Genomic DNA, 12318 nt, shown 5'->3' with positions numbered 1-12318 from the left:
CAATGACGACCGTTCGACAATGCCGAACATTCGTCACAGTGGATGTTCACGCGGTGGCATAGAGTCGGCAACGTGCCCGGAACAGTGCAGTCCATCGAGCGGGCCGCCGCGGTTCTGCGCCTGCTGGCCGGCGAATCGGGCCCGCTCTCGCTGGGCGAGATCGCCCGCTCGCTCGACCTGGCCAAAGGAACCGCCCACGGCATCCTGGCCACCCTGCGGCACGTCGGCTTCGTCGACCAGGACCGCTCGTCCGGCCACTACCGGCTCGGCTCGGCCCTGCTGCAGCTCGGGCACGGCCACCTCGACATCAACGAGCTGCGCTCGCACGCCATCAACTGGGCCGACCCCCTCGCGGCCCGCAGCGGCGAGGCGGTCCGCGTGGGCACCGTCCACGACGGTCAGGTCCTCGTCGTCCACCACGTGTTCCGCCCCGACGACACGTTCCAGACCCTCGACGTCGGCAGCACCCTGCCCCTGCACGCGACCGCGCTCGGCAAGGTCCTGCTGGCCTACCGAGCTTATGCCCCTTTTGTGCAGGATCGTTTCACTCGCCGCACGATCCGTACGGCCGAGGCCCTCGAAGCCGAGCTGCACCGGGTCCGAGAGGCCGGCTGGAGCCTCGAGATCGAGGAGATGACGCCCGGCACCGCGGCCGTGGCGGCGCCCATCCGCGGCTCCGGCGGCCTGGTCGTCGGGGCCGTCGGCATCAGCGGCCTGGTCGAACGGATCTGCGACAGCCACTACCGCCCGCACCAGCACCTCGTCGCCCTCGTCCGGGAGGCGGCCCGCGCCATCTCCCGCGACCTCGGAGCCGCCCGACGCTGAAGCTTCCCTGGGAGGGAAACCATGACCGAGCGCTATGTGGTCGCCATCGACCAGGGCACCACGTCCACCCGGTGCATCGTCTTCGATCGCCGGGGCCGGCTGGTCTCCCTGGCCCAGCACGAGCACAAGCAGTACTACCCGAAGCCGGGCTGGGTGGAGCACGACGCCGCCGAGATCTGGCGCAACGTCGAGAAGCTGGCGCCCGAGGCCCTGCGCAACGCCGGCATCACCGCCGACCAGGTGGCCGCGCTCGGCATCGCCAACCAGCGCGAGACGACACTGCTCTGGGAGCGCGACACCGGCCTACCCGTCGGCCATGCGATCGTCTGGCAGGACACCAGGACCGACGATCTGGTACGGGACCTGCTCGGCGCCGAGGGCGCGAAAAAGGTCGAGCACGACTCGGGGCTGCCGATCGCCACGTACTTCTCCGGCCCGCGCGTGCGCTGGATGCTCGACCAGCGCCCCGACCTGCGCGACCGCGCCGAACGCGGCGAGATCCTGTTCGGCACCATGGAGACCTGGCTGATCTGGAAACTCACCGGCGGCCTGCACGTCACCGACGTCACCAACGCCAGCCGCACGATGCTGCTCGACGTGCACAGCCTCGACTGGTCGCCGGCGGCCCTCGAGTTCTTCGGCGTCCCGCGGGCCATGCTGCCCGAGATCCGGCCCTCGGTCGGCGTGTTCGGCACGGCCGTCGCGGGCTTTCCGGGGGTACGGATCGGGGCCGCCCTCGGCGACCAGCAGGCCGCGCTGTTCGGGCAGACGTGCTTCTCCCCGGGCGAGGCGAAATGTACGTACGGGACCGGAAGTTTTCTGCTCCTGAACACGGGCCAGGAGCTGGTGCGCTCGACGCACGGACTGCTCAGCACGGTGGCCTATCAGATCGAGGGCGGACCGGCCGCGTACGCGCTGGAAGGCTCCATAGCGATCACCGGTTCGCTGGTCCAGTGGTTCCGCGACCAGCTCGAGCTGATCGCCAGCGCGCCCGAGATCGAGACGCTGGCCCGCACGGTCGCCGACAACGGCGGCTGCTACATCGTGCCGGCGTTCTCCGGCCTGTACGCACCGTACTGGCGCAGTGAGGCACGCGGCGTGATCGTGGGCCTGACCTCGTACATCACGAAGGGGCATCTGGCCCGCGCCGTGCTGGAGGCGACCGCGTGGCAGACCCGCGAGGTGGTGGACGCGATGAACGCCGACTCCGGCCTCGACCTGACCACGCTGCGCGTCGACGGCGGCATGACGGCCGACAACCTGCTCATGCAGTCGATAGCCGACGTCCTGGACGTGCCGGTGGTCCGCCCACTGGCCGCCGAGACGGTGTCGCTGGGCGCGGCGTACGCGGCCGGCCTGGCCGTCGGCTACTGGCCCGACCTGGAGGGCCTACGGCAGAACTGGCACCGGGCCGCCCAGTGGCTGCCCACCATGGACCCGGCGGTGCGAGTCACCGAGTACCGCAACTGGCAGCGCGCCGTCGAGCGCACCTTCGACTGGACCCGGCCCTCATAGTTGTTCCTCATCGGCCAAAGGAGTGCGCAGTGGAGATCGGTCGCCTGCTCAGAGCTCTTCAAGACGTGGACAAGCGCGCCGAGCGCCTCGAGCCCAGTGATGTGATAGCGACCTATGTCAACGACCCCACTCTCGTCGCCGCGCTCACCAGCCGGGATAACGGCATCATCTATGGCCGCCGGGGTGCGGGGAAGACACACGCCTCCCGCTATCTCGCCGAGAAAAGACGACTCGAGGGCGACGCGGTCATCTACATCGACATGTCGACCGACCTGGGAAGCACGGGGAGTCTCTACTCCGACGATGACTATCCCGTAGCGGAAAGGGCCACCCGGCTGCTGGTCGACGCGATCTCGATCGTCCATCACCAGCTTCTGGAAAGTGCGCTCGCCGGAGCACCCGGTCCGGACATATCAACCCTGGAAAGGGTGCTGGATCATCTGTCCGAGGTGATCGTCAATCAGGCCGCCGAGGCCGAGACGTCCAGTACTGACGAATGGGGTTCGTCGTCGTCCGGCTCCCTCAACGCCAAGATCAGCAAGTCGCCGGAGGTGGGATTCGCCGCCAGCGGCGGAACGACTCGCAAGCAGGCGAGCGCGGGTCGTCGCAAAGCCAGCGGGCCGGTCCGGACGCGTGTACATTTCGGTGCCATAGCGCCACTTTTCAGGAGCATCTTCGCAAGCATTCCGGCCAAGCGTATCTGGCTGATCATCGACGAGTGGAACTCGATTCCGGTGGCGCTACAGCCCTATCTCGGCGAGATGCTGCGGCGCTTGTTCTTCACCATACCCAAGGTGACGGTCAGGATCGCCGCCATTCCGCAGCGTACGGAGTGGCGTGCCACTGTCACGCCGGGAAGCTACGTCGGGGTCGAGGTCGGCGCCGAGATATTCCCCATTCTCGATCTGGACGAGTTCGCCATGTTCCTCGACAACATCGACGGACTCGAGGACGAACGACGTGCGTTCCATTTCTACGGGGCGCTGCTCCTCAATCACCTCAACGGTGTGCTGGCTGATGAGGGTGGAAGCGTCGGTTCGGTCGAGGAACTGACGCAGGCGCTCTTCACCGGGCATGACGTGGTGGCCCAGCTGGCGGTGGCGGCCAACGGCGTACCCCGGGACGCCATAGCCATCGTGGCCCGGGCGGCTCAGCGGAGTCTCGGCAAGAGAATCACGGTCCAGGACATCGGCGAGGCGGCGCGGAAGCACTACCTGACGGTCAAGCTTCCTCAGATCAACGCCAGCCCGGTGCAGCGCAGACTTCTCGACGACATAGTGGAACAGGTCGCGGCCAGAGGCTCCTCCGGCTTCTTCCTGGTCCGTGAGATCGACACCCGATCGGCGAATCTGGCGCGACTCGTCGACGATCGGCTCATCCACGTCGTGAAACGCGGCTACACGCGCGATCCGGAGTCGCAGGCCTCGTACGACCTGCTCCGTATCGACTACGGAAGCTTCGCCGAGACCGCCCCGCCGGCCGAGCCGCGGGTCCGGGAGCTCATACCGAGGTTCGCCGTCGAGCACGGTCCGGATCCGGCGGCGGAGGCCCGGCTGCGGGAGGAGATCTTCCAGCCGGACGTCTTCCGGGTGGACGACCGGGTCGTTCAGGACGACTCGATCACCTGGCGGCATTCGAGCTCTCATACCGGTACCGGCGGGGTGCTCATCGGCTACGGGAACGGGGTGGTCTACATCCGGGACGGCAAGGCTCCCGACAACTCCCTCGTCGTGGTCGGGCTGGACGACTGGCACCAGTTCCTCTCCGGAGTCAAGCGGAGCGAGTTCGACATCAAGGATCGGGAGTAGGGCCTGAGGTAGGGCTAGGTATACCCCGTTCAGGGGGTCTGGCATCAGTGTGCCGCCCGGGTCCTCCCCGGCAGGCTGATGGGCATGTCGCACACCGTAAGCCGACGCCTGTTCCTCGGTGGCGCTGCCGCCGCCGGCGTGGCCGCCGCCCTGCCGTCACCCGCCCTCGCCACCACCCGTCCCGGCGCCGACCTGATAGCCCTGCGCCGCGACCTGCACGCTCATCCGGAAGGACCTGGGCAGGAGGAGCGGACCGCCTCCGTGGTGGCCCGGCGCCTCCGCGCTGCCGGCCTGGAGGTCACCACCGGTGTCGGCGGCCACGGCGTCGTCGCGATCCTGCGCGGCGAGCGCCCCGGCCGTACTGTCGCCTACCGGGCCGACATGGACGCCGTGCCGCCGTCCGACCAGATGGGCGGCGGCGACGCTCCCGCCCATCTCTGCGGCCACGACCTGCACACGACGATCGGCGTCGGCATCGCCACCACCCTGGCCCGGCGCCCGGTCGCGGGCACCGTCGCGTTCGTGTTCCAGCCCGCCGAGGAGAGCCTGAAGGGCGCCGCCGCCATGCTGGCCGCCGGCGTGCTCGACCTGATCCGCGCCAGTGAGATCCACGCCCTGCACTGCGGCCCGTTCCCGGTCGGCGACCTCGCCGTCACCCCCGGCACCGGCCTGCCGGGCCAGGACCGGGGCTCGGTCACCCTCCCGACTCCGGAGGCCGCGACCGCGTTGGCCGCCGACATCAATTCCTTGAGTACGGTCGCTCGCCCGGTCACGCCGAGGGACCTGTCCCGCATGGTCGCCGACATTCAGAAACCGGACGGCCCGCTGTCCCGTTTCGTCGTCGCCCAGGCCCGGGCGGTGGGGAACGAGGTCCAGTTCTCCTACCGCTGCTGGCCCGCCTCCCGCCACCCGGAGATCCGCGCCAAGATCCGTGAGAAGGCGCGCGCCGCCGTCACGTTCCCGGCCGACCCGTTCCCCGCGATGGTGTGTCCCCGCCCCGACGCCGAAGCCCTCGAACAGCACCTTGAGCGCACGGCCGGCCGCTCCCGGGTCCGCACGATCCGCGCCGCCCTGCCGTTCAGCGGCGAGGATTTCGCCCTGTTCCTCAACCGCCTGCCCGGCACGTACTCCTTCCTGGGCGTCCGCCGCCCGCACGCGGGCATCGAGACCAGCTTTCCGCACTTCGCCACCTTCGACCCCGACGAACGGGCCATCACCCACGGCGTGCGAGTCATGTCCAGTTGGCTCACCCGCCGCGCCGCGGGGCTGTGAACAGACGCACTTCCTCTTGCTCGCGCCGCCGGATGCCGGGTTGGGTCAGTGCGTGCTTGCTGACGCTCGACCGGTTTCCGTGGGACGTTCCGCGTGACGCGGCTGGCGGTGGTCACCGGCGCCGGGCGCGGCTTGGGGGCGGCACTGGTCGGCCACCTCGCCGGGCAGGCGTGGGAGGTCGTCGCGTGTGTGCGCACCGAGGCCGCGGCGGCGGCCCTGGGCCGGGAGCGGGTCACGGTGGTGGTGCAGGACGTTCGGGAACCGGTGGGCGCGGCCCTGCTCGGCGCGGTCGGGGATCGGCCGGTCGACGCCCTGGTCAACAACGCCGGGATCGGGGCGCCGGCCCGTCCCCTGGCCGACACCGACCCGCGGACCATCCTCGACAGCGTCGACGTCAACGTGGCCGGCCCGCTGCGCCTGGCCCAGGCGTTGCTGCCCGGCTTGCTCGCCGCCCCGGCCCCGCTGATCGTCAACGTGTCCTCCCGGCTCGGCTCGCTCTCCGCCCAGGCCGCCGGCGACTTCGCCGGCCGCGGGACCAGTTACGCGTACCGCGTTTCGAAGGCCGCCCAGAACATGCTGACCATCGCCCTCGCGGCGGAACTGGCCGGCCGGGTCCGCTGCTGGGCCGTCCATCCGGGAGCCCTGACCACCGCCATGGGCGCCGCCGACGCCACCACCCCGGCCGAGGTCGCGGCCGCCCGCCTCGCCCACCTGCTGGACAGCACCGAGACCACCTCGCCGCGCTACCTGTCCCTGGACGGTTCCGATCTGCACTGGTGACCGTGCGTGAGCGGGGTAGCGGGCGTACACCATGGAGTGTCAGGATCTTGGATATGCAAAGGAACAGAATCATGATCGTCGCGGGGGCGATCACGGCTTTCCTCGCCGGCATGCCGGCCGTTGCCAGCGCCGCCCCCTCAGCCCAGCCCCAAGGCCGCCTCCTGTTCATCCGCACGGTGGACTCGCCGCGCGGCAGTGGCCCGGTGCAGAGCGTCCGGCCCGACGGCAGTGCGCTCACCGACCTCAACCTGAACGTCTCGTGGTACTCGTCGCCCGACTACTCCCCGGACGGCCAGCGCATCGCGTACGTCACCCAGGGCCCGGACGATTTCTTCCCCACCGTCTACACGGCCGCCGCGGACGGGACGGGAGCGCAGCCGTTCAGTCAGGCACCGTGCGGTCCCTCCAGTCCCCGCTGGTCGCCGAACGGCACCACCATCGGCTTCGAGGCCTGCGGTGACATCTACAAGAGGGACTTCGGTGGTCCGCTCACGCCCATCACGGGCGCGAACAACGATGGCACGAATCTGAGCTTTTCGTGGGCTCCGCAGGGCAAGCGGATCGCCACCGCCGGCCGGGTCGACCCGGGCCTGCACGTGTGGAAGGCGGACGGTTCCGCCAGCCGCCAGGTGAGCGACCTGTCGACCGCCGACGACGTGGACTGGAACCCGAAGAGCAGCAAGCTGGCGGTCTCGTCGGGCGACGACCTGTGGTTCGTCGACGCCACCACCGGCGCGAAGAAGCAGGTCACGAACACGCCGGACGTGGCGGAGGACAACGTCGTCTGGTCGGCTGACGGCAAGTGGCTGGCCTACAGCGAGAGCGAGGTGCAGCAGGTCACCGATCCGGACAGCGGCGAAAGCTACCCGGTGCGGGTCAACCCGCAGGTCTACGTCGTCGACGCGGCCGGCAAGCACCGGCACGCGGTCGGCGTACCCGGCATCCCGACCAGCTGGCGCGCGCAGTCCTGACGTCCACCCTCCGTGCCGTGGGGCCGCAAGGCCCCACGGCACTTCTCCGCCCGGCTCCGGCTCGTAGCTGACCGCGGCGGCCTGGCCGCGCAGCAGCAGCGAGTCGAGTGATTCGTGCCTCGGGGAGCGCATCCGCAGGGCCTGGTGGGCCGGTCATCAGCAGCGCCGCGCAGATCAGCACCGCCAGGGCCGCCGTCGCGGTCAGGACCGCGCGGTGGGTGGTGCGGCGGAAGCGGTGCAGCAGAAACAGTTGCAGGGCGAGTACCAGAGCGCCGACACCGAGCGTGGTCAGAGGGGCGTGCCCGCGGGACGGCACCAGCATTTCCGCGCCGGCCATACCGGGGACGTCGTGGGACTCCCACGACAGGATCGCCAAACCGGCGAGGACCGCTCCCGTCGACGTCGCCCACACCATCGGTTCACCGGGACCCACCTCACCGTTCACATTCCGAGTCAACATCGTTGATCCCGTACGGCATCACGGCTTTGACGCTCTTCTAACGCGGCCCGGGATGCTTTTGACGGCGCGTTCACACTGGTACGGGTGACGACCGATCCCACCCTCGACCGCATCGGCGAGGCGGTCGCGACACACCACGCGCGCGGCGACAGGGACGCCGCCCGCGAGATGTTCGCACGCCTCTGGACCGAGATCGGCGGCGAACAGGGCGACCCGCTGCACGTGTGCGTGCTGGCGCATTCGGCGGCCGACGTGCAGGACGACGTCCACCAGGAACTGCTCTGGGACGAGCGGGCCTTGGCGGCGGCCGCCCGGCTCACCGACGACCGGGTGGCCGAGGCCGGGGTGCCGCTGTCGGTGGCCGCCCTCCGCCCGTCCCTGCACCTGAGCCTGGCCGACTGCCACCGCCGCCTCGGCGACTTCACCCGAGCCCGCGAACACCTCGCGCGGGCCCGAGAGGAAATCGGCGCCCTCGGCGACACCGACTACGGCCGCCTGATCAGAAACGGTCTGGACCGGCTGACAGAGCAGCTGAGTTCCCCGTAGCGGCCCCCATCCCGACGGTCATCGCGACACTCTCGGCCATCGCGAGGCCGTCGGCCATCGCGACGCCCGTCGGTTATCGCGACGCCCGTCGGTTATCGCGACGCCCGTCGGTTATCGCGACGCTCTCGGTTATCGCGAGGCCGACGGTTATCGCGAGGCCACCGGCTATCGCGACACTCCCGGCCGGCGCGCCGTTGGTCATCGCGATGCTCTTGGCCGGCGTGCTCTCGATCGGTGCGCTCTTGGCCGGCGCGCCGTCGGCCGGTGTGGCGATCAGGGCCGGCGCGGCCCGCGCTGGGTGCGCCCACCCGGGCACCCTCTGGGCCGCTCCACCCGCCGAGGACGACGTAGCCGCCTGCCCGGGATGCCGCACCTGCTGTCCTCGCGCCGAGGATGGCTGGAGTACTCGGGAGGGCAGCGGCGTCGCCGACCGAAAGGACGAGCGCCCAACGGCTGATGGGAGAGCGGAGCTCGTGCCGCGCGTAGGCCGCTTCAATCGGCGCCTCGCACACCCTCGAGTGCCGGCCGACGGATCTGGCGCGTCGCCCTGGCCGAGTTCCAGACCGACGGATCCGGCGCGTCGCCCTGGCCGAGTTCCGGGCCGACAGATCCGGCGCGTCGCCCCGGCCGAGTTCCGGGCCGGACGGACCGGCGTGCGTCCTTGAGCGGCCGGCCTCGATGAGAGTGGCATCTCCGTCCGGCACCTCGAAACGGCCGGTCAGGGCGTCGGAAGGCGGGGCTCGGCCGATCTCGTGCAGGGAAACACCCTCCGCCGCCACGGCCGGATTGTGGCGCCCGCCGGAAGTGGTTCCGCTGCGTGCGATGGTCGCTCAGGCCTGCCCTCCGCTGACCACCATCTCGTTGTCGGCCGAATCGTTTGCGCGGGGGGAGAACGCGGCGACCGTGGGCAGGGGCGGCGGCCGGCCATGACGCGGGCCGGGCTGTGCGTGGTGCCGTTCGATCTAGGTGGGGTTCCTGCTGGCTGGTAGGCGGGGGTGGGCGCTGGCCTCGATGACATCCGCGCGCGGAAGGACGAGGGTAACTGACATGTCGACCATGACCCGCAGCAAGAGCGAGGCGACACCCCAGCGCATCCGTTTCGCCGTACGGAGGCCCGCCGTGCGGACCACGTTCGACACCGCCCGGGCCGAGGCGCTGTTCGCGTCGCGGCTTCAGCCCTCCGACCAGCCCTCGGCGGAGCAGGCGCGGGCCGCCATCACGGTCACGCTCCGGGCGCTCGGGATCCGCGGCTGCGCGGCCCGGCTGGCCGAGGAGTCGGGGGAGCACCCGGAGGCCGCGGCCCGCCGGATGAGCTGGGCCGTCGCCCTCATTCGCTCGATGTGACCTCCGCCTTGCGCACCTTCACGCGCAGGTGCTTCATCAGCGGCTGGCCGCTCTGCGGGCTGTAGTCGCCGGCCGCGCACAGCACGTTCATCTCCGGCATGTAGCCGGCGGCGTTGCCGGGCGGGATGTCGTAGGCGACCGCGCGGTAGCCGTAGACGCTGCGGGTCGTGCCGTCCTTGGCGTACGACGTGACGTCAACCCGATCGAACTCGGACAGGCCGAGCCGCCGCATGTCGTCGCGGTTGAGGAAGACGGCGGTCCGCAGGTTGCTCAGGCCGCGGTAGCGGTCGTTGTCCGAGTAGACGGTGGTGTTCCACTGGTCGTGCGAGCGCATCGTTCCCAGCATCAGGCAGCCGTCGCCGGGGTCGAGGGCCGGCACGTCGCTGTCGGAGAACGCGGCCCGGCCGGTCGGGGTGAGCCACACGCGCTCGCGGGCCGGCTGCCGGAGGCGGAAGCCGTGCGGCTGCCGCGCCCGGTGGTTCACGCCCTCGAAGCCGTCGAGCACCCGGGCCATGGTGTCCCGGATGCGGTCGTAGTCCGCCACGTACTGCTTCCACGGCGTACGGCTGCCGGGCAGTGAGGCCTGGGCCAGGCCGGCGATGATGGCCGGCTCGGAGAGCAGGTTTGGTGACGCCGGCCGGCGATGGCCCCGGGACGCGTGGACCATGCTCATCGAGTCCTCGACGGTGATCACCTGCTCGCCCGACGCCTGCACGTCACGCTCCGTGCGGCCCAGGCAGGGCAGGATGAGCGCGTCCGCGCCGTGGACCAGATGGCTGCGGTTGAGCTTGGTGCTGACGTGCACGGTCAGGGCGCACTTGCGGAGACCGGCGATGGTGTACGCCGTGTCCGGCGCCGCCATCGCGAAGTTGCCGCCCATGCCGACGAAGACCTTCACCCGGCCCTCGTTCATGGCCCGCAGCGTGGCGACGGTGTCGAGCCCGTGCGCACGCGGCGGATCGATCTCGCAGACCTCGGCCAGCCTGTCGAGGAAGGCGGGGGAGGGCCGGTGGTCGATGCCGCAGGTCCGGTTGCCCTGCACGTTGCTGTGGCCGCGGATCGGGCACGGGCCGGCGCCCTCGCGCCCGATGTTGCCGCGCAGCAGCAACAGGTTGACGATCTCACGAACCGTGTCGACACCGTGGTCCTGCTGGGTGACGCCGAGGCACCACGAGATGATGGTGCGGTTGGCCGCGATGTAGGAGTCGGCGAGCCTGCGGATGGTCGCCTCGTCGACCCCGGACGCCTCGACGATCTCCGCCCACGAGGTGCCCGCGCAGCGCGCCTTGTAGGTCGCCAGCCCGGTCGTGTGGCGGGCCAGGAACTCGTGGTCGAGGGCGTCGCGCTCGAACACCACCTTGGCCACGCCGCGCACCAGCGCCAGGTCGCCGCCGATCCGCGGCTGCACGTCCATGCTGCCGGTCGGTGTCGCGTGGAAGGTGCCCATGGCCAGGAACTCGTGCGGCACGATGGTGCGCCGCGAGGCGGCCTCGACCAGCGGGTTGACGTGGACGATCGTGGCGCCTCGCTTGTACGCGTCGGACAGCGCCGTCAGCATGCGGGGCGCGTTCGACGCCGCGTTGACGCCCATGACCCAGATCAGGCCGGCTTTTTCCCAGTCGGTGATGTCGACGGTGCCCTTGCCGGTGCCGATCGACGCGGTCAGCGCCCGGCCGCTCGCCTCGTGGCACATGTTCGAGCAGTCGGGCAGGTTGTTCGTGCCGAACTCGCGCACCCACAGCTGGTAGAGGAAGGTGGCCTCGTTGGCCAGCCGCCCCGAGGTGTAGAAGGCGGCCTCGTCCGGGCTGCCGAGCGCCCGCAGATGGCGCCCGGCCAGGGCGAACGCCTCGTCCCAGCCGATCGGCACGTACTTGTCGGTGGCCGCGTCGTAGCGCATCGGCTCGGTGAGCCGGCCCTGGTTCTCCAGAGCGTAGTCGCTCCAGCCCGACAGCTCGGTCACGGTGTGACGGGCGAAGAAGGCCCGGTCGGTACGCTTGCCGGTCATCTCCCACGTGACGTGCTTGATGCCGTTCTCACACAGGTCGAGATGCAGGCCTTTCGGGTCGTCGGGCCACGCGCAGCCGGGGCAGTCGAAGCCGCCGTTCTCCTGGTTCATCTTCAGCATCGCCCGCACACCGGTGACCGGCTCGCGGCTGCGCGCCAGCACCTGGCCCACCGACCGCGCCGCACCCCAGCCCGCCGACGGGTGCGTGTAGTCGCGCTGGGCGACCGCCCCGGCGCCGCCCGGGCCGCAGCCGGGCGCCTGCGAACCGGGCGCGCCCTGGCCCCTCAACTCGTCCATACCTACTAGACAACTGGCGGCCCCGAAACGCTGCATAGGGCCGCCGTCACATCGGTGCCGACGCAGTTGATCAAGCCCCTGGTCAGGCTGGACGCCACTTTTCAAACCTGCCGAGCGTCACAGGTCGACGATCTCGCGGCCCAGCGGCCAGAAGGCGGCCGGCACCAGTTTGAAGTTGGCGACGCCGAACGGGATGCCGATGATGGTGACGCACTGGGCGACGCCGGCGACGATGTGGCTCAGGGCCAGCCACCAGCCGGCCAGCACGACCCACAGGATGTTGGCCAGGCCGGAGGCGACGCCGGCGTCCGGGCGGCTGACGATCGTCCGCCCGAACGGCCACAGCGAGTACACGGCGAGCCGCAGCGCGGCCACCCCGAACGGGATAGTGACGATCAGCGCGAAGCAGATCAGTGCCGCGACCCCGTACGCGATGGCCAGCACGAAACCGCTGCCGAAGATGAACCAGAGGACGTTCAGGATCAGTCGCACCAC

Annotated in this window: 10 protein-coding genes; 8 read left to right on the top strand and 2 right to left on the bottom strand. The window is 70.4% G+C overall.

Translation table 11 applies throughout. From position 1 onward, the window contains the following. The first annotated feature begins 72 nt into the window (after positions 1-72). The 8 genes from ACGFJ7_RS44585 (at position 73) to ACGFJ7_RS44550 (ending at position 9521) form a co-directional block, all read left to right on the top strand. Positions 73-825: an IclR family transcriptional regulator gene (locus ACGFJ7_RS44585; protein WP_360257814.1), complete on the top strand. Its 753-nt coding sequence runs from the start codon at positions 73-75 to the stop codon at positions 823-825. Positions 826-846: 21 nt separating this feature from the next. Beyond that, positions 847-2340 (top strand): glycerol kinase GlpK, encoded by a 1494-nt coding sequence (glpK, locus tag ACGFJ7_RS44580; protein WP_392648313.1) that lies wholly within the window; start codon positions 847-849, stop codon positions 2338-2340. Positions 2341-2369: 29 nt separating this feature from the next. Then, on the top strand, positions 2370-4148 hold the full coding sequence (locus tag ACGFJ7_RS44575; RefSeq protein ID WP_392648311.1) for a hypothetical protein: 1779 nt from the start codon (positions 2370-2372) through the stop codon (positions 4146-4148). A gap of 84 nt (positions 4149-4232) precedes the next feature. Continuing rightward, on the top strand, positions 4233-5420 hold the full coding sequence (locus ACGFJ7_RS44570) for a M20 family metallopeptidase (protein ID WP_392648308.1): 1188 nt from the start codon (positions 4233-4235) through the stop codon (positions 5418-5420). Between the two features lie 93 nt (positions 5421-5513). Further along, entirely contained in the window at positions 5514-6200 is a 687-nt protein-coding gene (locus tag ACGFJ7_RS44565) for an SDR family NAD(P)-dependent oxidoreductase (protein WP_392648306.1), read from the top strand. A 71-nt stretch (positions 6201-6271) separates the two neighbouring features. After that, entirely contained in the window at positions 6272-7171 is a 900-nt protein-coding gene (locus ACGFJ7_RS44560; RefSeq protein ID WP_392648303.1) for a TolB family protein, read from the top strand. 544 nt (positions 7172-7715) lie between these two features. Then, complete coding sequence (locus ACGFJ7_RS44555) at positions 7716-8177, top strand: hypothetical protein (RefSeq protein ID WP_392648301.1); 462 nt, start codon at positions 7716-7718, stop codon at positions 8175-8177. A 1047-nt stretch (positions 8178-9224) separates the two neighbouring features. After that, on the top strand, positions 9225-9521 hold the full coding sequence (locus tag ACGFJ7_RS44550; protein ID WP_360257832.1) for a hypothetical protein: 297 nt from the start codon (positions 9225-9227) through the stop codon (positions 9519-9521). Here ACGFJ7_RS44550 and ACGFJ7_RS44545 read toward each other — a convergent pair. After that, positions 9505-11823 (bottom strand): FdhF/YdeP family oxidoreductase, encoded by a 2319-nt coding sequence (locus tag ACGFJ7_RS44545; protein ID WP_392648300.1) that lies wholly within the window; start codon positions 11821-11823, stop codon positions 9505-9507. The two genes, ACGFJ7_RS44550 and ACGFJ7_RS44545, sit on opposite strands and share 17 nt — an antisense overlap. 117 nt (positions 11824-11940) lie before the next feature. Next, positions 11941-12318, bottom strand: coding sequence for a YccF domain-containing protein (locus ACGFJ7_RS44540; RefSeq protein ID WP_360257836.1), 378 nt, complete (start codon positions 12316-12318; stop codon positions 11941-11943).

Source organism: Actinoplanes sp. NPDC048988 (assembly GCF_043197815.1).
Taxonomy (GTDB): Bacteria; Actinomycetota; Actinomycetes; order Mycobacteriales; family Micromonosporaceae; genus Actinoplanes.
This window is presented reverse-complemented; position numbering and strand designations above follow the sequence as displayed.